This is a genomic window from Nostoc commune NIES-4072 (assembly GCF_003113895.1).
GTDB classification, from domain to species: Bacteria; Cyanobacteriota; Cyanobacteriia; order Cyanobacteriales; family Nostocaceae; genus Nostoc; species Nostoc commune.
Genome location: NZ_BDUD01000001.1, coordinates 6044749 through 6067172, shown reverse-complemented (window position 1 = coordinate 6067172; position 22424 = coordinate 6044749). Strand labels below are relative to the sequence as shown.

The following is a 22424-nucleotide window of genomic DNA, read 5'->3' as shown; positions in this document are numbered from 1 at the left end:
TTTTTTAACGATAAATTATTCGTAATTCATAATATTTCCTCGTTCCCGTGTTTCACATGGAAACGAGGAATCCCCAATAAATTACGAATTATTTTAACAGGGCATCAAAGCATCGAATCTTCCCAATACTGCCATATCTTCTGCATCTAACTCCGCCGGAATCCCACTGCGAATCAATTCCGAAAAGTCTTCATTGGGAATCATAACAGTCAATGTGTACAAGCGACTAGAACCAGTATTTTTAATCAAATGAGTACCAGTGGGAGGCACTAATAAACTATCTCCAGCTTTGATTGTGGCACTCTTACCGTCACAGATGGCGATCCCTTCGCCTTTGAGGACGAAAAACATTTCCACCGCCCACTGATGGCGATTTGGGGGTGTTTGTCCACCAACATCAAAAATTTCTATACAGCAAGTCAACGAAGTATTAGCACTTGTCGAATCGAAGATAATTGCTAATCGATTAGAGGCATCGGGACTGATGCGATATACTTGGTAATCTTTGCTAGATTTGATAACCGGAATTACACAACGAGTAGCGTACATTTATTTATCCCCTCAGAAGTTATCGATGGGTATGAAAATTCCTAAAATCGAGTTTTGAATCACATAATTTTGGATTTTGGAATTTGAATTATTCAATTCAAAATTCAAAAATGTCCTAGAGCAAGCAAATTTAAACACGAGAACAAATCTAAAATATTGATCGTTCGCGCAGCGTCCCGTAGGGAAGAAAGAGAATTTATGCATGAAATCAATCTAAAATCTAAAATCTAAAATTGATTCACTCCTCACCTGTTTGCAGCGCTGTTAAAATCTCTTGGGAGTCAGTCACAAAACCGAAGCATTGTTTAACATTGTACAATGTCGCCAACCAACAATATTCAGGAGAAGTGGTAGCGCTACAATCTTTAACTAACACACAGTCATATCCTAAGAAGCTGGCATCACATAACGTAACTAGAACACATTGATCGGCATTAACACCAGCAAAAAATAATGTTGTCTTTCCCAGATTCCGCAAGATACTATCTAATGGCGTATCCCAAAATCCACTCATGCGGTATTTGTCCACACAAATATCTTCGGGAATTTTTTCTAGTTCGTCTACTACTGCTGCGGCCCAACTACCTGCCATGAGTACTCTAGCACCATTGCTTGGCAGTGGATCGCCCAATCCTACACCCTCCCCTGTGGGGTTATAGACATGGCGCGAACTAGCACTAATATTGAGCAAATCGGGACGATTTCCCCAATTTATCCAAATGACTGGAACACCAGCTTCACGCAGTTCTGGAAGCAAGTTGTTCAAAGGTTCAATAGGCTGACGCGCTGGAGTTACGTCCACGCCGATATGCGCTAACCAGCCATCAGGGTGACAGAAGTCGTTTTGCATATCGATGACGAGGATAGCTGCTTTTGCCAAGTCTAGGCGCAGGGTTTTAGTTTCTGTTGATAAAATAACGGGTTGTGGGGCCTTTTGAGGACGAGTGATATCTGCGATCGCATCATTCACTGTCCACGCATTTGGTGGCACTCCCAATGTCCGTAATGGTAAATTCATAAAATTGCAATACCGAACGCCATTTTCTATTTTGTAACTTGAAATTCACTTGAGAATACAATTACTTAATCAAGGTTAAATATGCTAAATTTCACCATCTTGAATGTTTTGATTGCCGCCGATGATGATTATGCAACGGTAGATGTGCAGATTATAGATGGTGCGATCGCAGCCATTGCTTCTAATCTACAGGTAATCGGCACACCTATAGATGGCAAAAATAAGCTATTGCTACCTGGCTTTTTCAACGCTCACACCCACTCATCAGAGATGTGGCAACGGGGGATCATGTCAGCTTTCCCTTTAGAATTATGGTTGGCGGAACTGTATGATTTTGCTCCCCTCGATCCTGAACAGGTTTATCTCAGCGCCTTGGGTACTGCGGTGGAAACCCTACTTTCCGGCGGGACAAGTGTAGTAGATCATCTGGTGTTAATTCCCGGACTTGAGTTAGAAACCATCGCCATTGCAACTCGCGCTTACAGAGAAGTGGGAATTCGCGCCTTTATCGCCCCCTTAATTCAAGATGAGTCTCTCAGCGCAGGTATCCCATCTGGGGAATCAACCCAAACTCATGAACCTTATTTTCGCTCAACTGCGGCAACATTGGAAATTATCGAAGAAGCAGTAAAACAGTTTCATCGCCCGGATGAGGGCATAAATATTTTAGTTGCACCAACAGGGATACAATTGTGTACTGACGCTTTATTTGCAGGATGTAGTGAGTTAAGCGATCGCTATAATCTTTGTCGTCACTCCCATTTACTTGAAACCAGGGCACAGCAAAAACTTGCCCAAGAAAAGTACGGTTGTACTGCTGTGGAACATTTGAAAAGGATTGGGTATTTGAGCGATCGTACAACACTAGCTCATTGCGTTTGGTTAAATGATGCTGATATCGCCATTCTCGCCGAAACTAAATCTACAGTTGTTCATAATCCCTTAAGTAATTTGCGCTTAGGCAGTGGCATCGCCCCTATTTTAAAATATCGCCAAGCTGGAGTAAATGTAACTTTTGGTTGTGATGGTGCTTCTAGTAATGACTCTCAAGATTTGCTAGAAGCAATCAAAATGGGTTCTATTTTACATAATATTACAGACTCAAATTATCAAAACTGGATTACACCCAAACAAGCTGTAGAAATGGCATCCTTGGGAGGTGCAAAGGGGCTGAATATAGCAGACAAACTCGGTTCTTTAACTGAAGGTAAACAAGCCGATTTGGTACTTTATGATCTCACCAATTTATCATTATTACCCCGTACAGATCCTATTGGCTTATTAGTCTTAGGTCGTCCTACCAATGTTGTTGATAGTGCTTGGGTAAATGGTAAGCAAATTGTTGCTGATGGCAAAGTTACCACAATTAACGTTGATGAATTGCGACAAGAATTATTTAACCGCAGCCAATGGGAGACAAAGCGTAAGTCTGAAACCGTCGCGCAAATCGAGGCTCATTATCGCACGGTTATGGGATTGTAAAACATAAATTATGGTTTAACCTAATATAAAAACTGTCTCGTTCTACAATGATGACAGAAGTCTAATAAGGTGTGATTCTAGTGGATAACATGATATCTTGTAGTACTAGGCAAAGCCTAATTGAATTAAGGTTGGCTACTTATGAGTGAAGAAAACAATCATAATCAAACAGATCCGCAATTTTTCAATGCTACTTTTGCTCCGTCTGATGCTGAACGCCTTGCTGCTTTGGTGCGCCAGCATCCACTGTCTGGTTTTGAACACTTTCACTTTGTTGGCAACTTAATCAATGCGCCATGTGGAGATGCCAATTATCAAGGTTCTTACGATTTGTATGTTGACCTCCAGAATACCGCCATGTTTTTCTACAATAATTTGAAGTGCGATCGCTAAGTCCTTATTTACAACATCAAAACCCTAGTAATTGACTACAAACCCATAAAAACACGCGGATTTTTGTGTATGCTTTGTGTCCAAGTGCCTTTGCCATACATTTCCGGGAGTAAACATGGAACGCGCTATTTCTGCGTTGGGGATTTTAGTTTTTATCGGTATATCCTACGCCTTCTCGGTTAATCGTCGTGCGGTGCGTTGGCGCATAGTGGCGTGGGGTTTGGGATTAGAGTTTGCATTGGCGCTAATGATTCTTAAAACTCCTTGGGCTGATTGTCGGCAAGTGGGGGCTTTATTGGGTACAAAAACAATTCTGAATGAGTTTATTGCTTTTTTGGATTTGAAGACACTAATTGAAAGTGGTAAAATTTCCCAACGTGCAGTAATTATTGCGACTTACGCTTTATGTAATTTTGCCAATATCGGTTCAATTGGAATTACTATTGGCGGCATTACTGGAATAGCACCTAATCGCCAGCATGATTTAGCTCGCATGGGTGTAAGGTCAATGATTGGCGGATTGTTAGCGGGTTTTATTACCGCTTGTATTGCTGGGATGTTGATTTAAAGGAGGCGGGGGGGAAAGAGGGTTTTCCGATTTTGGCGATCGCCCTTACCCCCGATGCTGGAGAAAGCGATCGCTGGATGAGTCTTAGCAGCCGGGTTTCCAAAACCCGATAAGTATTGAAACCAGTACACCAACTTAATTACTAACCTCAATTGCAGATTTGCTAGTGCAAGGGTATAACTAAAACTTTTTATAATGATGCTGCCCAGTAGCTTAAAACGCAAGAATACGTTGCATTTATGTGAAAATACTAGATTGAATGGTGGAGTAAAACCGGATTTATTATCCTACCTCCACAGGAGTTCTGAGTAAACATGTTACATATTAGACACTTTAAAAATCCTAATTTATCCGTGGATTGCTTTTTATAAAATTGGATTTTGTAAAAAAATAATTCCTAGCCAAAAATCTTGGCGCAATCATGCCCAAAGTTTTTGATTGCGATCGCTAATTTTCAGTCTAGTATTTGAAAATTTCCCATTAGAAACAACTATCTAAAGAGTGAAAGTTATTCCTCGGAACCCAGCCATTAGTTAGTTGTATAATTTCGCTCAAAGATTAATAATACAATATATCGTCAAAACAAATTTTATTTTTTAGATGTTGCTAATCATGATGCATGTAGCTTGACGGCATTAACCATCTTCTGCAAATATAAAGAGATGGCTATTAAAAGCTAATTATTCTAGTGCTTGGCTGCGATTTTATCATTTATAAAATCGCTTAGTTGCATGTAAGAATCTTTATTTTTGCAACATTCCATATAGCATAATATTGCTACTTATGCTTATTAGTGTTATGTGCGGTTTTTCAAAAACCAAATAGGAATTTTGTATTATGTGTGGTGAAAATTTAGATAATAGAGGATGTCTCCATGTTTAGTTCGTTTCGTCGGCCATCAGCAAGGGTTGCTTTAGTAGTTTTGGGAATGACAGCTGCTACAATCACTCCCATAGTAATTTCTACCCCAGCTTCGTCTCAAACTACTGTTCCATCTACGACACCATCGCCTGAAACACAATCACCTGCGACACCATCGCCTACTTCATCAGTAAACTTGTCTGATGTTTCCTCAGATTATTGGGCGCGTCCTTTCATTCAAGCTTTAGCTGACAATAACGTAATTAGTGGCTTTCCTGATGGCAGCTTCAGGCCGAATCAAGGTGTGACTCGTGCAGAGTTTGCCGCCCTAATTCAAAAAGCTTTCCCTAACCAAAATCGAATTCGGCAATTAAGCGCAGGTGGATTTAGAGATGTTCCTGCTGGCTATTGGGCAGCTTCTGCAATTCAGAATGCCTACGAAACTGGATTTTTGGCAGGTTATCCTGGTAATGAGTTTAGACCAAATGAACAAATACCGAAGGTACAGGCGATCGTTGCTATAACCAGTGGTTTGGGTTTAACCGGTAGCACCACTGGAAGCAGTACTGACCTCAGCACCTACTACAACGACGCTTCAGCTATCCCGAACTATGCTGTTGCTAGTGTGACAGCAGCAACGCAATCTAATATTGTTGTTAACTATCCAGATGTAAAACAACTCAATCCGCAACAGCCCCTAACTCGTGCTGAAGCTGCGGCACTCTTATATCAAGCTTTGGCTAGACAAGGAAGGGTGCAACCCATTGCTAGCAATCTTCCAGCTAGTCAATATATTGTGGGTGCAACTCAAACTGGTACTGATATTGTTTCTCTTGCTGCATCCAGTACTTCTTTGACAACTCTGACTTCTTTATTAAAGACAGCTGGTTTAACAGATATTCTTCAACAGCCTGGCCCCTATACAGTCTTCGCTCCCACCGATCAAGCATTTGCTGCTTTACCTGCTGCTACCTTACAGCAGTTACAGCAACCAGAAAATAGAGATGCATTGATCAAGATTTTGTCATACCATGTCGTTCCTGGTGCAGTAACTTCTAGTCAACTCTCGACTGGAGAATTGAAAACCTCTGAACAAAGCCCTGTAAATATTCAAATTGATCGCGCTAATAATCAAGTCTCGGTGAATAATGCCAGAGTTATCCAGGCAGATGTCCAAGCTAGCAATGGTGTTATCCATGCAATTAATCAAGTCCTGATTCCGCCTGATGTTAACATCAGTCAGTTAAATCAACCAGGAACAGGAACCCCAAATGCTACAACGCCTCAGGTAAGGCCAGGTAGAACTACTCTTGGTGGCCCTAGCTATATTGGAGTTGCTGGTAACATTGGTTTGAGTGGCAGCGATACAGCTCTGAGCGATGGTAACTTTGCAGCGATTAGCAAAATTGGTCTGACACGCAATATATCAGTGCGACCATCAGTGATCTTTGGGGATGATACACTATTTATGGTTCCCTTGACTTTGGATTTCTCTCCCCGCACAGCAGGTTCGGTGGGCAATAGAACCTTTGCTATATCTCCTTATATAGGTGCTGGTGTTGCCATTGAAGCTAATCTCGATACTGATATTGGATTACTGCTAACTGGTGGTGTAGACCTTCCTATTGGTTCTCGATTTACGGTGACAGGTGGTGTAAATGCTGCTTTTCTAGATGAAACTGATGTAGGGCTACTATTAGGAGTTGGCTACAACTTCTAAGTAAATAGAAGAAAAACACGCGATAGGGTAGCACAGATGTGCTACCCTATTGTATTCAAAAAAATTGAAAACAACTATAATAGTAGGTTTGTATCAAACTGTATTAAGGTCGCTTGATGGCTAAAGTAAGCCCATCAGCGATCGGGACGAGGGAGAGCGTTACCCGTTCGTCATGATGTAACTTCTTGTTGAGCGCCCGGATAGCTTGGGTGCTTTCATCTTGATTTTCTGGGTTAGCAACTTGTCCTGACCATAAAACATTATCAATAGCAATCAATCCACCTGGACGCAACAATTGCAGCGATCGCTCATAATATCCATCATAATTTTCTTTATCAGCATCAATAAAAGCAAAATCAAATGTCTCGGCTTGTCCAGTTGCCAACAGATGATCTAAAGTTTCTAAAGCTGGTGCCAAGCGCAGATCGATTTTATCGGCAACCCCAGCCTCTTGCCAATATCGGCGGGCGATCGCAGTAAATTCTTCACTCACATCAGCAGCGATTATCTTCCCATCAGTCGGTAGCGCCAAAGCTACAGAAAGTGAGCTATAACCAGTAAATACTCCAACTTCCAGGGTTTTCTTGGCTCCAATAAGCTGCACCAAAAGTCTCATAAACTGCCCTTGTTCTGGTGAAATCTGCATTCCACTTCGCGGATGGCTGGCGGTTTCTTGGCGCAACTTCAAAAGAATCTCCGGTTCCCGCAACGAAACGGATAAAAGGTAATTATAGAGTTGGTGATCAAGACCTATAGATTGTTTTGGCATAGTAGGTAAAAGGATTGAAAGAATCTACAGTTATACTATCGCCTAAGAGTGGTTTATCAAGAATGCCCAGTCAGCTTAATCTCTATTGTCTTCGTCTGTAGCAAAAATAAAAAGGCATTAGCTTCAAGAAATTCTTAAGATTTGGGAAGACTAACTTTATATTGATGCGGTTATGGCTGACCTATAGCAATGAAGATTTCTCAGAAACTGGTTGGAAGTTTTGTTAGTGTTTCTTTATTAACAAGTGTTGTTGGTGGAGTTGCAATCACTCAAAGCCAAAAAATAGCTGAAAAGTTAGCGATCGCCGAAGCTGAACACGTTGCCCAAGTGCTTGCTGTTTCCATCGCTCACGATGCTTATTACGATAAAAAATCTATTACTCTTGAAGATTCAGACGAACTGCAACACTACGTAAATTTGCTGCATGATCTACAAAAGCGCGACCTCGTGGTAGTCAATCGGCAGAAGCAAATTTTGGCCGATGCCGTGCCTGAAAATGTCGGCACCATTTTTGAGCATGACCAAGGTAACGAAATTTACCAAACGATCCAGGATGGTAACCTTAGAAGTTTTTTGGAAAAGAGTGTCGATTATCCCCAAGGGATTAAACTCATTGTCACTCCCCTGAAAAATGAACAAAATCAGATCAATGGTGCTGTGATTCTAGAGTGGTCATCGCTGTATGACGAGGCAATTGCCCAAGCTAGACCTACAATGATTGTAATCAGTATAACCAGTTTAAGCTGTATCATTTTGGCATTGAGTCTAGGATGGCAAATTTCGAGCAGCATTGCTAAACCACTGCAATTAGTGACAGCAGTAGCGCAGCAAGTAACCCAAGAGTCTAACTTTGACCTGCAAGTACCTGTCATCACCAAGGATGAAACAGGCATTTTAGCGACTGCGTTCAACGATCTGATTAAACGTGTGAAAACACTGCTGACTGAAAAAGAGCAGCATTCAACAGAACTTCAACAAGCTTTAACTCAGCTTCACAAAACTCAACTTCAACTAGTCCAAACCGAAAAAATGTCGAGCTTAGGGCAACTGGTTGCTGGAGTTGCCCATGAAATTAACAATCCTGTGAGTTTTATTCATGGCAATATTACTTATATTGATAACTATACTCAAGACTTGCTGAAATTGGTTCAGGCGTATCAGGCGCACTACCCAAATCCGCCTCAAACGCTCCAAGCAACTTTGGATGAGGTGGAACTCGACTTTCTCAATGAAGACCTGTTCAAGCTGCTGCAATCAATGAAAGTTGGTACTGAGCGGATTGGGCAGATTGTTTTATCTCTGCGTAACTTCTCCCGCCTGGATGAATCTGAATTTAAAACTGTTGACCTTCATGAGGGTATTGAAAATACGTTACTGATTTTGCAACATCGCCTCAAGGCAAAACTAGAGTCTCCTGCAATTGAAGTGGTTAAAAATTACAGTCAATTGCCTTCAGTTGAGTGCTGTGCTGGACAACTGAATCAGGCATTTATGAACTTACTGGCGAATGCGATCGATACTTTGGAGGAATCTGCTCGACATCAGAGGAAAAGCAATCTACAAATACAGCCTGGTACAATTTGGATTTCAACTCAAGTGACTGCTGATAATCAGGTACAGATTGCGATCGCCGATAATGGTTCCGGGATACCTAAAACATTACAAACACGCATTTTTGATCCCTTTTTCACGACAAAACCCATCGGTAAAGGTACAGGCTTGGGCTTATCCATCAGCTACCAGATTGTCACGCAAAAGCATCATGGTAAAATGTGGTATAATTCCACACCAGGAGAGGGTACCAAATTTGTGATTGAAATCCCAATTTGCCAACCTTAACACAGCAACAAAAGCTACTGATGACAGTGGCATTTATAAGTCTTTAACCGTACATGATATTAAACCTCATGTCATGCCTTTTTCCGATTAGTCAAGCACCTGCTGCGGAAATATGGTTATCCAGCAGAAAATCAAGAGAAGGCGATGGTACTGCTACAGACGAGCAATTCGGAAATTTAAAAACTTGCCAAAATGGCAACCAGATTCTAATTAACCAAGTTAAATTGTACAAAGATAAACGACTTCAAGGGTTTTGTTATCAGGGACTACCACGTAAGTAAATTCCTTTTGTAAAACACTATTTATTAAGTGATTTACAAGAAAAAACTATCTCTACCAATTATTTGCAGAGGTTTTTCATCAGCAGATAAATATTAATAATCAGGTTTGGTATTTGCTGCAACAGGATTATAAATGCTTATGGGCGTTGTGGTTGAAGATACGTAGGATGTGTTAGCGACAGCGTAACGCATCAAAGCTGTGATAATAGTGCGTTACGAACTCCGTTCTAACACACTCTACAATACCTAATTTCGTTCAAAAATCAAATAGTAATCCTATAATCAGGTTTGGTATTTGCTGCAACAGGATTATTAAATGCTTATGGGCGTTGTTGTTGAAGTACGCATTAACCCTAAAATGAGGGCAACGTCTGTATACATTCCTGTTCACTTCAGCAGCAAATGGCTGAGTGGGAGTTTGAAAGCTGACTGATATGCTTCCTCCCACTCTCTTTTTATTTTTCTATTGATAAATAAAGTTTCTCTGCCCGTAACTATGAATTATTGGTCAGTATCCCGTAAAAACTCAATAATTGCTGCATTCAGCACTTCAAAAGCACCAGAAGAGGCATCATGATAACAGTTAGACAAAATTTGTAATTTAGAATTGGGGATATACTGATGCAGTTTTTCACCATGACTAGCAGGAAACCAACTATCTTGATCCCCCCACAAAACTAATGTAGGACACTTAATTGCACTTAGGTTATTTTGAATTTTGGTGAGCATATTCGGCTTATTTTCTTGCCAATTCTCAATTTCTCTCGCTGCTATTTGTAATTCTTCAGCGACCTTTGCAACTGTACCAGGTAGCTCAATAAACGGGTAAGTTATCCAAAAGACATCTTCCTGTGTCAAAATTGATGGATCAAATAATACTCTACGTCTTTCTATCGCCATAATTTCTCTAAATAGAGGTGCAAACAAATATGCAAGACGTAAAGAATCAATTGTTTGGATTATTTCTAAAGGCGTTTGGGCAAGCAACCACATAGCCCAATGGGGTAGACGTTCGGCAAATATAGGTACGTTTACGACTACAAGCTGCGCGACTAACTGCGGATTTTCTTGAGCAATGGCAAGGGCAATCAATCCCCCCAAAGATTCAGCCACAATTACTGCGGGTTCGTCACATAATGCTTCAATAACTCTTTTAAACTCAATAACTTGATGACCGTTGTGTTCTCTACGCGAAAATGGTTTTTCAGAAAAACCAAAGCATTTAGCATCAAAACAAATTACTCGAAAATATTTAGATAATGGTGCTATACTATGACGCCAATTATAGCTCCAGCTACCCATACCATGTAATAAAATTAGTGGTTTACCTTTACCTTTTTCGCCATAAGCAATTTGTACAGGATACCCTTGTGCATCAGTAATAATTAGACTTTGCCGCCCTTTAGGAAAAGTAGCTTGCCACCAATCTTTCATTCCGTTATCAATAAATAATTTAACCGCCAGTTAAGGCGTTCCACAGCATTCTAACTAGTATTACTGGTAATGCTACTAAAACAATGGCAATCAGCAACAATCCTACCAAAACACCAAAGATAAACCACCTGTCTGCACTTTTTTGCTGGCTAGGAAACTTTAAGTAATCTTCCAACAGCTTGATATTATTAGTGTTAGCTCGCCAGGCAAAATCAAAAAAGTCGCCCAAAACTGGGACAGCGCCTACTAAGCCATCAATGATCACATTTAGAACCATTTTGCTTAAAGTGGCTCTAGATACACCTAGCCGCGCTGCTTCTAGGATGATGTAGCTAGAAAACATGATTCCTAAAAAATCACCACCAATAGGTATTAATCCTAAAATTGGATCTAGACCAAAACCAATCTGTGTACCAGGAATGGTAATAACATTATCTAGCAGCCGACTTAACTGGCGTAGGCGCTTCAAGGTGGGTGCTTTGGCATCAGGTTCAATCATCGAAAATCGAAAAGGAGAATCAGGCATGAAGGCGATCGCTAAGTTTGTCTTGAATCGTTAGATATTCTACTCCCCTATTGAACTTTTGCAAAAATTTTCTCAGGGATTTATAACGATATTTACAAATTAATGTTTTTTACGAGATCCTGACGTGCTTTTGGGCGCATATCTTCGCCGACAGTTACGTTCAACTGATCGCCGATTAACAGAACCGCAGCACTCATCGATAGCCAAAGCATTAAAACTATCACAGCCCCTACTGCACCATAGACTTTATTATAATTCCCAAAGTTCGCCACATAAAGCCGAAATAGAGCAGACAATATTGCCCAGAAAACAGCTGCTAAAATTGCTCCAGGCATCATTGGTGTGCCTGAGTTCCACTGGCTTGGGCCATAGCGATAGACAAAGCTAAAAGCAACAGCAACAATACTTAAAGCTAAAGGCCAGCGTAACAGCTGCCAAAGATGCAACAAGATGAGCAAAGAACTATTTCCGCGCACTACCATTCCCAGCAGCAAATCGCTGGTAAACACTAAGAAAGAAGCCAACACTAAAAGCAACATAGTACCGACTGTCAATCCCAGAGAGACGAGCTTGGCTTTCCAAAAGGGACGGATGTTTTCTGAAGGAATTTGATGGATTTGGTCGAAGGCAGTCATAGCAGTACTCACTGCCCCAGAAGCAGTCCAAATTGCTAATACGAAGCTCAGAGAAAATAAACCAGTGTTTTTAGAGTTGGTAATTTCTGTAGTGGCAAAATCACGAATCAGAGCCAGGGCTTGGTCAGGTAAAACTTGACTCAGTTGTGCCGCCAGTTGTTTAAAAGTAGCTTGTAAAGATTCTGCCAATAAGCCAATGGCTGTAACGATCGCAAGAATTGCCGGAAACAGCGATAACATAGCATTGAAGGCGATTTCTGAGGCGAGTCCAAAAAGTCGTCTTTCCATTGTCCTAGCAAAAGTTTTTTTGAGAGTGTGCCAATTGAGGTGGCGAAAGAAGCGTAAAAAACGAGGCTTTGGCATGATTTAGAGTTAAAACTAGTTAGCTTTATTAACTACTTTGCCAAATTTTGCGTAGCGATCGCATTTATCTTTTTTCCGCAATAATACTTAGTGGGGAGTGGGGAGTGGGGAGTAGGGAGTAGAGGGGGCAGGGGAAGAAAACTAATGACAAATGACAAATGACAAATGACCAATGACTAATGACTAATGACAAATTATTTATGAATCAAGATTTAACGCAAGAGTGGTTGACCGAAATCCAGACACTCAAAGAGCAGATGGCGGGGCTTCAGAGCGATCGCGATTCTGCTTGGGAAAGTGCCCAAAAATGGCGTCAGCTTTACAACACAGAAGCAGAACAACGGCGCACGGATGCTCAATTGTCCCAACAGGCGATCGCATCCCTCAAGGCAGAATTGCACAAACTTCAGGGTCTTGAGATGGAGACACTGGCTGCTGGAACACCAGTAACAGCGATCCAACAAGAAATAGAACAACTAAAATCTGTAGAGGAATTGCAAGCTAAACTCATCGCCGTAATCAAAGAACGCGATCGCCTCTTGCAAGCTTTGAAAACTGAGCAGGATAACCACGCTCAAACCCGCAATAGCCTTACTACTGCCTTGGGTGATGCTATTGATAGCTTGACACAAGAACGAGCCGCAGCAGAAAAAGAGAGTAAATAAGCTTTTTTGAATTAAAAATTCTTTTCCCCTGCCCCCTGCCCCTATTCTTGTCTCGGCTGAATGCCAGATACGAGTAATGCCTCTATCGATTTGCTATCTAGGGGTTTAGAGAAGAAATATCCCTGTGCGTGCTTGCATTTCATGGCTCTAAGTAGTGCCAGTTGCTCTACAGTTTCTACGCCCTCTGCTATTACATCTATATTTAGACTCTGGGCTAGGGTGATGATCGCTTGAACAATTTCCAAGTTTTCGCCGTTAGCACCAATTTTGGTAACAAAAGAACGATCAATCTTCAAGGCATTACTTGCAAAGCGGTGCAGGTAGCTCAAAGATGAATAGCCTATACCAAAATCATCTAAGTGTATTTGGATATTCATCTCTTGCAGTTGCAAGAGCATAAAAGTTGCTGATTGCATATTCTCCATCAGTACGCTTTCGGTAATCTCCAGCTTTAAATTGCTGCCTTCCAGACCAGTCTCTTGCATAATTTGGGAAATATGCTCAATTAGCCCAGACTGTGAAAACTGTTTAGTGGAAAGATTTACACTGATTGTCAAGGGTGGGTCAGCAGGAAATTGTATTTGCCAAGCACGCATCTGCCGACAAGCTTCGCTCAGTACCCAATAACCAATAGGGATAATCAACCCAGTTTCTTCTGCTAGTGGAATAAAGTTGTCTGGAGAAACTAAGCCCTGTTGCGGGTGCTGCCAACGAACGAGAGCCTCGAAGCCAATAATTTTGTAAGTTTCTAACAACACAATTGGCTGGTAGTAAACCTGAAACTCTTGGCGTTCAATTGCCCCCCGTAGATCCATCTCTAACTCTAATAGCTCCGTTACTTGCCTGTACATGCTTGAGTCAAATATCTCATGGCGTGCCTTACCCAATGCCTTAGCACGATACATTGCAATGTCAGCATCGCGCAGTAGTTCTTCTGGTAAGTTGTAATTACCCTTATTTAAAGCGATGCCAATGCTAACGGTGGTAAATACCTCATATCCACTAAGTTGGAACGCAGATGTCAAAGCTTCGTGTATCCGCTCCACTACGCCAATTACGTCATTGATGTTGTTGAGATCCTCAAGCAAAATTGTAAACTCATCTCCCCCTAGACGCGCAACTGTATCTCCAGCACGCAGGCAGTTCTCCAGCCTGCGAGCAAGGGCAGTTAGTAATTGATCGCCAATTGTAAGGCCAAGACTGTCGTTGACAACTTTGAAGCGATCTAGGTTAGGACTTACGCAAAAATTGCTAAAAAGCTTAATTTCTCGAACCGCCAAGACGCCAAGAGCGCCGAGAATTCGTAGAGTGTGCGTAAGTCCTATAGGTCTAGAAAGAGAACAGCAAATGTATAGTTTGTACGTCGTTTTGACAGCATCAGCGCCCGTTCTAGTCGTTCCATAAATAAGGCGCGATTTGGCAAACCGGTTAGTATGTCGTGAAAAGCGTCATAAATTAATTGCGCCTCTGCAACTTTTAGAGCAGTAATGTTCCGAGAAATACTTAAAACAAAAAATACTGAGCCATCGCTAGCTAATTCAGGCACAAGACGGGTATGGTAATGTTTTGTTTGGGAAGCGATCGCTAAACTGCATTCAAACTCCGTCTCTTGCTTAGTTTCAAAAACTTGCCCAAGCTTGCGATCGTATATCCGACAAAATTCTTCTGGCAGATTTAACTCTGCGTTTGTTTTGCCAATAAATGTTTCGGCTGATATTCCTGTAACCTTTTCGATAACTGGATTAACGTAAACGTAGCGCAATTGAGTATTAAATCGGGAAATAATATCAGGTGCATTTTCAACTAGTGCTTTGAATTCTTGCTGGCGACGCGCTAGTGCCTTCAATATCTGCTGACGCTCGGTGATATCCTGAAAAACGCAAACTGCACCCGTGATCTTACCGTTGTCATCTTTAATCGCTGCAACACTATCATCAATTGGGATTTCTGTACCGTTTTTAGTAATCAGTATCGTTTTTTCTGGTAGACCGACATTAACGCCAGACTCAAGGACTTGCTTGATCGGACTTTCAATTATTATCCGAGTCTCTTCATGAGCAATATTGAATATTTCTGTTGCTTCTTTACCAAACGCATCAGAATAATTCCAACCCGTCAGTTCCTCCGCCATAGGATTCATAAAAGTTATAGATCCAGATGCATCGCTAGTAATTACAGCATCTCCAATACTTTTAAGTACAGTAGTCAACCATTGTTCATTCTGTTTTAATTTTTTTTCCGTTCGATGTTTGGAAAGTGTAATTTCAATAGTGAACTTTAATTCCTTTTCTTTGAAAGGCTTGAGAATGTAGCCAAATGGCTCTGTTTCTTTTGCTCGATTCAATGTTGATTCATCTGCATTAGCAGTAAGATATATTACTGGAATTTTAAAAATATTATGAATTATTTGAGCGGCCTCCACACCGTCCATCTTTCCTTTGAGATGAATATCCATTAAAACTAAATCTAGAGAATTATCTGCTGCTTTCTTAATTGCTTCTTCTCCAGAATCGGCAAGCCCCATAACAGTGTATCCAAATTTTCTTAGCCGATTTTGTATATCCATTGCTACGATGATTTCATCTTCAACAACTAATATATTTACTGCGCTCATGATTTTTAAACTTATAGTTTCAGAAATTCTTAGTTGGGAATATAATTTTATACTCTACTCCGTTATAGCTGATAAAATCGATATTGCCTTGTAGCTGATGTGTTAGACCTTTGACTAATCGCAAACCTAATGATTCTGTAGCTTGAAAGTCAAAATCTTGGGCAAAACCGACACCATTATCACTGATAGTAAGTTTAAATAAATTTGCTTCTATGGAGCAGAAGTCAATACAAATTTCTCCCAATTCTCTTTGGGGAAAGGCATATTTTAGGGAATTTGAAATAAGTTCATTGATAATCAAGCCGCAAGGAATAGCTGCATCAATGGCTAAAAAAACCTCCTCAACATTCATTTTTAAGGTAATAGCACTGGAATTAACGTTATATGAATAAAATAAATTAGTTACTAAATCTTGGATATAATCAGCAAAATTAATCTTTGCTAAATCTTGAGATTGATATAATTTCTCGTGGATCAGAGCCATTGAGTCAATCCGGTTCTGACTATCTTTGAATACCTCAAGGGCTTGATTGTCCTTGATATACTCTGCTTGCAGGTTGAGCAGACTAGAAATAATCTGCAAATTATTTTTGACCCGGTGATGAATTTCTTTTAATAGCACCTCTTTCTCTTGAAGCGATGCTTTAATCTGCTCCTCTGCTTGTTTACGCTCCCGTCTCACTAGTGCCTCACGTAACTCGCGGGCAACAGCAGGGATAAGTCTTGCTAAATTGCCTTTGATGATGTAATCATGGGCACCAGCTTTCATGGCTGCTACTGCGGTATCTTCACCAATAGTGCCTGAGACAATAATAAATGGCAAGTCAAGTCCACTTTCCTTGACTTGCTTTAATGCAGCAGGAGCGCTAAAGGTGGGCATAGAATAATCGCAGATGACAATATCCCATGTTTCCCCTGCGATCGCAGCTTTCATGGCTGTGGGTGTATCAATCCGTTCAAAGGTTACTTGATAGCCACCACGTTGAAGTTCACGCAGCATCAACAAAGCGTCATCTTCTGAATCCTCAACAAGTAATACGCGCAGTGGTATACCCATGTAATTCGTAATTCGTAATTAAGAAAGTCAGCCCTGCCCCCTGCTTATACCCCGATACAGTTCAGTTAAGCTTTTTTCTCTCCCCCTGCCTCCTCTGCCTCCCCTGCTCCCCCTGCCTGCCTTAACAGATAAATTTGCTTAACTAAACCGTATTGGCTTATACCCTTGGCGGTGATTCGTTTAACACAAACCAGTACAATCCTAGTTGTCGCACTGCTTCACTGAATTGAGAAAAGTCTACTGGTTTACGAACATAGCTGTTGGCACCCAAGCTATAACCATTGATTAAGTCTTGCTCCTCTTTGGAGGAAGTGAGAATGACGACGGGAAGGATTTTTGTCCTTTCGTCGGTTCGCAGGTGTCGCAAAACTTCCAAACCATCCATTTTAGGCAACTTCAAATCTAGCAGGATGAGATTTGGCATAACGCTCATGTCGCGATCAGCGTATATACCTTTACCAAAGAGGTAATCTAGGGCTTCTACCCCATCGCGTGCCACTATTACCTCGTTCAGAATATTGTTTTTCTTGAGTGCGCGTAGGGTTAGCGCTTCATCATCAGGATTATCTTCTACAAGTAAAATCATGTTGTGTGTTCTCCTATAGATTAGAGGGTGAAGTAAAATGTTGCGCCTTGCTCGACTGCACTTTGGGCCCAGACACGGCCACCATGACGGTGGACAATGCGCTGCACAGTAGCTAGTCCGATGCCAGTGCTTTCAAACTCAGTCATGGCGTGCAGGCGCTGAAAAGCACCGAAGAGTTTGTCAATATAGGCCATATCGAAGCCTGTGCCATCATCACGGACAAAATACACATAGGTGTCATCTTGCTGTAAAAGCCCAAATTCTATGCGTGCTTTTTGATTTTTCCCTGTAAACTTCCACGCATTACCCAGTAGGTTTTCTAGCACGATCCGTAAAAGATGAGTATCACCATTGGCAACCAATCCCGGTGTAATTACAAACTCTACTTGGCGTTCTGGTTGTGTTTTGTGCAACTCTGTGGCGATCGCTTCTACCAGTGCGCTCAGATCCACATTTTCATAACGCATCTCACTACGCGTCAGTCGTGACAGATTCAGTAAATCGTCGATCAGTTGTGCCATTCGCTGGGTGGCTGCACGCACTCGCTGGAGGTAGTTTTGGCCTAGTGCGTCGAGGTTATCACTATAATCTTCTAGTAGCGCTTGGCTAAAGCCGTCGATGCTCCGCAAGGGGGCCCGCAGATCGTGAGACACAGAATAACTAAATGCTTCCATCTCTTTATTAGTGGCTTCGAGTTGTGCTGTGCGTTCTGCAACTCGCCCCTCAAGCTCGACGTTCAAGCGCAGAATCTCTGACTCTGCCCTTTTACGCTCATTAATTTCAGTTTGCAATTCTTCGTTAGTGTTTCTCAGTTCGGCAGTCCGTTTGCTAACCTCTATTTCTAACTCATCACGAGCTTTTTGCAGAGAATTTTCCATCCGCTTGCGTTTGGCGAGTTCCTGATTGGTGATCATGGCTGCTAAACCGACGATCGCAGAAGCAATAACGCTGCCAAAAATAGTCAGCAAAGTTGTTTGATGAGCGCTGATGTTCGCCTCTATCGACCTCTGTTTTAACAACTCATTCTCTTCTTTCTCCATATCTCTAGTCAGCATTCGGATGTCCTCCATGATCTGCTGACCCTGATCTGTCTGAAGTATTTGCAGCGCGGATTCTAAATTTTTGCTCCTGGCGTTAATCGCCTGTTCCATCAAAACTAGTTTTTTGGCAACCAGGGGTTCAAGGCGATCAAGCCGCCGTTGTTGATTGGGGTTATCCGCAGTCAATTGCCGCAAAGTCTTAATTTTCTGAGTAATCTCGCTAGTTGCAGTGCGATAGGGTTCTAAATACCGTTCTTTACCCGTGAGAAGATAGCCCCGTTGTCCAGTTTCTGCATCTTTAATCTGTGACATAACTTCTTTAGTCTTTTCCAGCACCTCGCGTGTATGTGTTACCCATTGAGCGTTTTCTCGATACTGAAGCAAACTAAGATACGAAATTACACCAACACCAGTCATAATTGCGACTGCTATTAGAAAGCTGCCCGTATTCTTTTTGTAAATAGCCCATTCCATTTTTTACCTTCCTAGTTGAAAAAGTAGCTGCTGACTAAATTGGTAAAAACGGTGAGCCAGCTCTGTAGACGGGTAACACCTATTAGTGCAGCGTTAACGACCTTAGAAAGTCCTTACCCCCTACCCCTAAGCAAGCTACGCGTTAGCGTCGTACCCCACAGAAGGAGAAGAGTGACTAGCAGCTCAAGTCCAAGCGGCTATATCTTCGTTCTAACCAAACAAGACACATGAAAAAATTGGCTTGCTGAATAAGAAAACCTATATAGAGACGCGATATACGCGATATATCACGTATCTACATCTTGATTCATACTCTAAATCAGTAATGCCAAAAGTTTTTCACGGTACTACTCGTCATAGTCGTGCTAACTGATACCAAGTTTCTTAACTTCTAGAGCAAATTAGGTCTAATTTCTAATAGCTCTAATAAAGGATACCTACATTAATTAATTATTGGGAGCGTATATTTCCTGACTCATAAGAAGGCAAATAATAAACTTTATTGAATTATTCAGTATATCCCGCAGCCATTTTCTAGATATTTTCGCTTGCATAAATCATGTAAATATGCTATTTGAATTCAGGAATTACACTTAAAAAGCTTTACCTATATTAGCTTGATATCAGCTTGATTTACTGAATGTTTAGACTAAATAGAGACATAAAGTAGTGTCAGTGACGCTTCAGAATTGCTGGAATAAAGTAAAAATAATAGGGTCTGGGGATAATTAACTTATGCAACCAACTCAAGGCAAGGTAAAGTACCCATGTTTAGGCCCTTAATTATGATTGTTACTGCCGCTATACTTTTTAGCAGTTCCTTGACGCTGGCACAGACTAAAAACCCCAAAGTACCGGATAAATTTCCTCCTAATCCCCTAGAAATTACCACACCCGATCCACTGCTACCACGTCTGCCCAAAGATAAACAGCCGTTAACTCTCCAAGAACAGCAAAAGTTAGAACCGGCGCTAGATGCATTAAATCAAGAAGCAGCAGCGAAACTGCAAGCAGGAGATCAGGTGACTGCGTTTGAAATTTGGAACCGGGAACTTCGTTTGCGCCGCTTTTTAGGTTCATTAGCAGAGGTACAAGCACTATCACGAGTCGGGGCGATCGCCTGGAAGCAAAATGATGCACAAGAAGTACAATATATAACGCAGCGATTGCAAGCAATTCAAAAACAGGCACAATCTCAGAAAACAACTGCCCCAATTGATCTCCAATTGTGGCGATCGCTAGGTCAAGCTTATCAAAATGTGCGATCGCCACAACTCGCTGCTGAAGCTTACGACCAAGTTTTACTAGTGGTGCGGCAGCAAAAAGATACAACAGCACTCATAGAAACCCTCAAGACAATTGGAGAGGTACATTTGAGTTGGTTTGATTACCCCAAAGCTGCGCCAATCTACGAGGAATTGTTGAGTTTAGCTAGTTCTCAAGGCGAACGTGTAAACGAGGTAATATATCTCCAACAACTGGCTGAAATTTACGACCGGACAAACCAACCACAGCAGTCTTTGAATGTACTTAATAAACTAGTAGAAATTTACGTTAGTGAAAATAATCTTACTGAAATACCAGAATTAAAGCTAGCGATCGCTTCAGATTATGAATCTCTAGCAAAGAAAGATCCTAACTTACTGCTAGAAGCTTTTAATAATTATCAAGAAGCTTATACTACTGCTTGGCAATTAAAGGAGTACGTTCGTGCTGGTGAAGCTTTACAGAAGTTAATTGCGCTGTATCGTTCTCAAGGACAAACAGACGAGGCTTTGCAGGCTAGCCAAATTCTTGTGGAAACAGAGACGCAAGCGGCCAATTTTTACGGGCTGATGCAAGCTTATGACCAAATTGGGCAATTGTATCTAGAACGCAAAGAATTTCCTCAAGCACTAACAGCTTTTCAAAAAGGGTTAGAAGTAGCGCAACAACTCAAACATGAGGAAGCATACTTTGCTGGGCAAATTAAAAAAGTCTCGAAAGAAAATTTTTAATACCAATTATGTATAGGAATCCGGTTTGATTTCTGAAAATATACGTAGGATGTGTTAGCACAGAGAGTACGGCATCAAACCCTTGATAATAGTGCGTTACGAACTCCGTTCTAACACACTCTACAATACTTAATTTCGTTCAAAAATCAAATAGTAATCCTATATAAAGATGTACAGAATATTAAACGAACCGCCAAGTACGCCAAAAATAGAGAGTTACTCATTTAGTACAGCTTCACATTAAATTGGTATCAATTACAATGTAATTTTGAAAACCAGCGTAGGCGCAGCCCGCCTTCGGCATCGCTTTACCATTAAAGCCGCAAACGCTTATACCAATTCTCCAAAAGGATGCAACAGATATAAATTACGAAAGCCTACTGCATCTAAGTTTTTTAATTGCGTAAAGCCTGCGGCATAGCTGCGCTTAGAGTGTAGCGGGGCGTTAGCCCATTGCGTTAGCGTAGCGGGGCGTAGCCCATTGCGAATTGCGAATTGGTATTATTTGCTAAGATTTTCAGTGCGACAACATTGAAACAGGGCAACTTCTCATCACTATGCCAACATCTACAATTGACGATAAAGATGCAGCAGCTATCCAAGCTGCCAGAATTGGGGTTGCAATATGCGATCGCACCGCCTGGGGACGTATCAAAGTAGCTGGCGACGATCGCCTCAACTTCTTACACAACCAAAGTACTAACAATTTCCAAATACTTAAGCCAGGACAAGGTTGTGATACAGTTTTCGTGACTTCCACAGCCAGAACAATTGATTTAGCAACCGCCTACGTTAGAGAAGATGCAGTAATCCTGCTAGTTTCACCCAACCGCCGCCAATATCTCATGGAATGGCTGGATAAATATATTTTCTTTGCCGATAAAGTGGAATTATCTGATATTACAGAATACACCAACACCTTCAGCCTCATTGGCCCACGAAGCGACGCTGTTTTAGAAAAGTTGGGTATTGGCGAACTCATCGGGCAACCTTACGGAAGTCACAAAGTATACACCATTGCTCCGGCTGAAGGAGTGCGGATTGCTGTGGGTAGTGGGTTAGCTGCTCCCGGATATACTTTTACTTTCCCCAATACTGACAAAGCAACAGTGTGGAATAAATTGTTAGAAGCTGGGGCAGTAGAAATGAGCGATCGCGCTTGGGATGCCTTGCGAATATTACAAGGCCGCCCCGCCCCAGATGCGGAACTTACAGATGATTACAATCCTCTGGAAGTTGGTTTGTGGCAAACAATTTCTTTTACTAAAGGTTGCTATATTGGGCAAGAAACTATTGCTCGATTAAATACATATAAAGGTGTAAAACAACACCTTTTGGGTATAAGACTCAGTGCCCCTGCTGAAGTTGGAAGTGCGATCGCAGTTGGAGATGAAAAGGTCGGCAAACTTACCAGTTATACAGAAACGGCTGATGGTTACTTTGGATTAGGTTACATTCGCACTAAAGCGGGTGGCGTGGGGTTAAAAGTCAAAGTGGGAGAAACTGAAGGTGAAGTCATAGAAATCCCGTTTGTTTCTCATGATTACCCATAA

21 protein-coding genes are annotated in these 22424 nt (G+C 41.5%); 9 read left to right on the top strand and 12 right to left on the bottom strand.

Features of this window, described 5'->3' with window-relative positions:
• Nucleotides 1-93: 93 nt before the first annotated feature.
• Both CDC33_RS26990 and CDC33_RS26985 read right to left on the bottom strand, forming a co-directional pair.
• Nucleotides 94-549 carry a cupin domain-containing protein gene (locus tag CDC33_RS26990; protein ID WP_109011536.1) on the bottom strand — a complete coding sequence of 152 codons (456 nt, stop codon included), beginning with the start codon at nt 547-549 and terminating at the stop codon, nt 94-96.
• Nucleotides 550-787: 238 nt separating this feature from the next.
• Complete coding sequence (locus CDC33_RS26985; protein WP_109011535.1) at nt 788-1567, bottom strand: cysteine hydrolase family protein; 780 nt, start codon at nt 1565-1567, stop codon at nt 788-790.
• Nucleotides 1568-1648: 81 nt separating this feature from the next.
• On the opposite strand from CDC33_RS26985, the gene CDC33_RS26980 reads away from it, so the two are divergent.
• The 3 genes from CDC33_RS26980 (at nt 1649) to CDC33_RS26970 (ending at nt 4010) form a co-directional block, all read left to right on the top strand.
• Nucleotides 1649-3049: an amidohydrolase gene (locus CDC33_RS26980; protein WP_109011534.1), complete on the top strand. Its 1401-nt coding sequence runs from the start codon at nt 1649-1651 to the stop codon at nt 3047-3049.
• Nucleotides 3050-3190: 141 nt separating this feature from the next.
• A complete protein-coding gene (locus CDC33_RS26975; protein WP_109011533.1) occupies nt 3191-3442 on the top strand; it encodes a hypothetical protein in 252 nt (83 codons plus the stop codon).
• 115 nt (nt 3443-3557) lie between these two features.
• Nucleotides 3558-4010 carry a nucleoside transporter C-terminal domain-containing protein gene (locus CDC33_RS26970; protein WP_181374145.1) on the top strand — a complete coding sequence of 151 codons (453 nt, stop codon included), beginning with the start codon at nt 3558-3560 and terminating at the stop codon, nt 4008-4010.
• Here the strand turns inward: CDC33_RS26970 and CDC33_RS39920 are convergent.
• Nucleotides 4007-4162, bottom strand: a complete 156-nt coding sequence (locus tag CDC33_RS39920) for a hypothetical protein (protein ID WP_219930068.1) — start codon at nt 4160-4162, stop codon at nt 4007-4009. The two genes, CDC33_RS26970 and CDC33_RS39920, sit on opposite strands and share 4 nt — an antisense overlap.
• Before the next feature lie 722 nt (nt 4163-4884).
• On the opposite strand from CDC33_RS39920, the gene CDC33_RS26960 reads away from it, so the two are divergent.
• Nucleotides 4885-6591: a fasciclin domain-containing protein gene (locus tag CDC33_RS26960; RefSeq protein WP_109011531.1), complete on the top strand. Its 1707-nt coding sequence runs from the start codon at nt 4885-4887 to the stop codon at nt 6589-6591.
• A gap of 103 nt (nt 6592-6694) precedes the next feature.
• On the opposite strand, the gene CDC33_RS26955 is transcribed toward CDC33_RS26960, so the two are convergent.
• Nucleotides 6695-7360 (bottom strand): class I SAM-dependent methyltransferase, encoded by a 666-nt coding sequence (locus CDC33_RS26955; RefSeq protein WP_109011530.1) that lies wholly within the window; start codon nt 7358-7360, stop codon nt 6695-6697.
• Nucleotides 7361-7549: 189 nt separating this feature from the next.
• Here CDC33_RS26955 and CDC33_RS26950 point away from each other — a divergent pair, with 189 nt between their 5' ends.
• A complete protein-coding gene (locus CDC33_RS26950; protein ID WP_109011529.1) occupies nt 7550-9199 on the top strand; it encodes a sensor histidine kinase in 1650 nt (549 codons plus the stop codon).
• Between the two features lie 68 nt (nt 9200-9267).
• Complete coding sequence (locus CDC33_RS26945) at nt 9268-9480, top strand: hypothetical protein (RefSeq protein ID WP_146195862.1); 213 nt, start codon at nt 9268-9270, stop codon at nt 9478-9480.
• Nucleotides 9481-9981: 501 nt separating this feature from the next.
• Here the strand turns inward: CDC33_RS26945 and CDC33_RS26940 are convergent.
• From CDC33_RS26940 to CDC33_RS26930, 3 genes are all read right to left on the bottom strand, one after another.
• Nucleotides 9982-10914, bottom strand: a complete 933-nt coding sequence (locus tag CDC33_RS26940) for an alpha/beta fold hydrolase (RefSeq protein ID WP_109011527.1) — start codon at nt 10912-10914, stop codon at nt 9982-9984.
• Nucleotides 10915-10933: 19 nt separating this feature from the next.
• Nucleotides 10934-11440 (bottom strand): DUF4112 domain-containing protein, encoded by a 507-nt coding sequence (locus tag CDC33_RS26935; RefSeq protein ID WP_109011526.1) that lies wholly within the window; start codon nt 11438-11440, stop codon nt 10934-10936.
• Nucleotides 11441-11532: 92 nt separating this feature from the next.
• Nucleotides 11533-12438 (bottom strand): YihY/virulence factor BrkB family protein, encoded by a 906-nt coding sequence (locus tag CDC33_RS26930; RefSeq protein ID WP_109011525.1) that lies wholly within the window; start codon nt 12436-12438, stop codon nt 11533-11535.
• 200 nt (nt 12439-12638) lie between these two features.
• On the opposite strand from CDC33_RS26930, the gene CDC33_RS26925 reads away from it, so the two are divergent.
• Nucleotides 12639-13103 carry a hypothetical protein gene (locus CDC33_RS26925; protein ID WP_109012721.1) on the top strand — a complete coding sequence of 155 codons (465 nt, stop codon included), beginning with the start codon at nt 12639-12641 and terminating at the stop codon, nt 13101-13103.
• A gap of 41 nt (nt 13104-13144) precedes the next feature.
• Here CDC33_RS26925 and CDC33_RS41410 read toward each other — a convergent pair whose 3' ends face one another.
• The 5 genes from CDC33_RS41410 to CDC33_RS26905 all read right to left on the bottom strand — a co-directional run bounded on the left by CDC33_RS41410 (nt 13145) and on the right by CDC33_RS26905 (nt 18874).
• Complete coding sequence (locus CDC33_RS41410; RefSeq protein ID WP_181374144.1) at nt 13145-14383, bottom strand: putative bifunctional diguanylate cyclase/phosphodiesterase; 1239 nt, start codon at nt 14381-14383, stop codon at nt 13145-13147.
• Nucleotides 14384-14424: 41 nt separating this feature from the next.
• A complete protein-coding gene (locus CDC33_RS41405) occupies nt 14425-15717 on the bottom strand; it encodes a GGDEF domain-containing response regulator (RefSeq protein WP_181374143.1) in 1293 nt (430 codons plus the stop codon).
• Nucleotides 15718-15736: 19 nt separating this feature from the next.
• Nucleotides 15737-16774 (bottom strand): sensor histidine kinase, encoded by a 1038-nt coding sequence (locus CDC33_RS26915; RefSeq protein WP_109011524.1) that lies wholly within the window; start codon nt 16772-16774, stop codon nt 15737-15739.
• Between the two features lie 157 nt (nt 16775-16931).
• Nucleotides 16932-17360, bottom strand: a complete 429-nt coding sequence (locus tag CDC33_RS26910; protein WP_109011523.1) for a response regulator — start codon at nt 17358-17360, stop codon at nt 16932-16934.
• Between the two features lie 20 nt (nt 17361-17380).
• Entirely contained in the window at nt 17381-18874 is a 1494-nt protein-coding gene (locus CDC33_RS26905) for a sensor histidine kinase (RefSeq protein WP_109011522.1), read from the bottom strand.
• 767 nt (nt 18875-19641) lie between these two features.
• Here CDC33_RS26905 and CDC33_RS26900 point away from each other — a divergent pair.
• Together CDC33_RS26900 and ygfZ are read left to right on the top strand one after the other, a co-directional pair.
• On the top strand, nt 19642-20871 hold the full coding sequence (locus tag CDC33_RS26900; protein ID WP_109011521.1) for a tetratricopeptide repeat protein: 1230 nt from the start codon (nt 19642-19644) through the stop codon (nt 20869-20871).
• Nucleotides 20872-21428: 557 nt separating this feature from the next.
• The gene (gene ygfZ / locus CDC33_RS26895) at nt 21429-22424 is read left to right on the top strand and encodes a CAF17-like 4Fe-4S cluster assembly/insertion protein YgfZ (protein WP_109011520.1); all 996 of its coding nucleotides are present in this window, start codon (nt 21429-21431) and stop codon (nt 22422-22424) included.

What these genes read in the sequence shown, in the direction of transcription:
- CDC33_RS26905 (WP_109011522.1), bottom strand. Translation starts at nt 18,874, where the DNA reads ATGGAATGGGCTATTTACAAAAAGAATACGGGCAGCTTTCTAATAGCA.
- CDC33_RS41405 (WP_181374143.1), bottom strand. Translation starts at nt 15,717, where the DNA reads ATGAGCGCAGTAAATATATTAGTTGTTGAAGATGAAATCATCGTAGCA.
- CDC33_RS26980 (WP_109011534.1), top strand. Translation starts at nt 1,649, where the DNA reads ATGCTAAATTTCACCATCTTGAATGTTTTGATTGCCGCCGATGATGAT.
- CDC33_RS26945 (WP_146195862.1), top strand. Translation starts at nt 9,268, where the DNA reads ATGTCATGCCTTTTTCCGATTAGTCAAGCACCTGCTGCGGAAATATGG.
- CDC33_RS26970 (WP_181374145.1), top strand. Translation starts at nt 3,558, where the DNA reads ATGGAACGCGCTATTTCTGCGTTGGGGATTTTAGTTTTTATCGGTATA.
- CDC33_RS26975 (WP_109011533.1), top strand. Translation starts at nt 3,191, where the DNA reads ATGAGTGAAGAAAACAATCATAATCAAACAGATCCGCAATTTTTCAAT.
- CDC33_RS26925 (WP_109012721.1), top strand. Translation starts at nt 12,639, where the DNA reads ATGAATCAAGATTTAACGCAAGAGTGGTTGACCGAAATCCAGACACTC.
- CDC33_RS26985 (WP_109011535.1), bottom strand. Translation starts at nt 1,567, where the DNA reads ATGAATTTACCATTACGGACATTGGGAGTGCCACCAAATGCGTGGACA.
- CDC33_RS26930 (WP_109011525.1), bottom strand. Translation starts at nt 12,438, where the DNA reads ATGCCAAAGCCTCGTTTTTTACGCTTCTTTCGCCACCTCAATTGGCAC.
- CDC33_RS26915 (WP_109011524.1), bottom strand. Translation starts at nt 16,774, where the DNA reads ATGGGTATACCACTGCGCGTATTACTTGTTGAGGATTCAGAAGATGAC.
- CDC33_RS26940 (WP_109011527.1), bottom strand. Translation starts at nt 10,914, where the DNA reads ATGAAAGATTGGTGGCAAGCTACTTTTCCTAAAGGGCGGCAAAGTCTA.
- CDC33_RS26955 (WP_109011530.1), bottom strand. Translation starts at nt 7,360, where the DNA reads ATGCCAAAACAATCTATAGGTCTTGATCACCAACTCTATAATTACCTT.
- CDC33_RS26960 (WP_109011531.1), top strand. Translation starts at nt 4,885, where the DNA reads ATGTTTAGTTCGTTTCGTCGGCCATCAGCAAGGGTTGCTTTAGTAGTT.
- CDC33_RS26910 (WP_109011523.1), bottom strand. Translation starts at nt 17,360, where the DNA reads ATGATTTTACTTGTAGAAGATAATCCTGATGATGAAGCGCTAACCCTA.
- ygfZ (WP_109011520.1), top strand. Translation starts at nt 21,429, where the DNA reads ATGCCAACATCTACAATTGACGATAAAGATGCAGCAGCTATCCAAGCT.
- CDC33_RS26935 (WP_109011526.1), bottom strand. Translation starts at nt 11,440, where the DNA reads ATGCCTGATTCTCCTTTTCGATTTTCGATGATTGAACCTGATGCCAAA.
- CDC33_RS26950 (WP_109011529.1), top strand. Translation starts at nt 7,550, where the DNA reads ATGAAGATTTCTCAGAAACTGGTTGGAAGTTTTGTTAGTGTTTCTTTA.
- CDC33_RS26900 (WP_109011521.1), top strand. Translation starts at nt 19,642, where the DNA reads ATGTTTAGGCCCTTAATTATGATTGTTACTGCCGCTATACTTTTTAGC.
- CDC33_RS26990 (WP_109011536.1), bottom strand. Translation starts at nt 549, where the DNA reads ATGTACGCTACTCGTTGTGTAATTCCGGTTATCAAATCTAGCAAAGAT.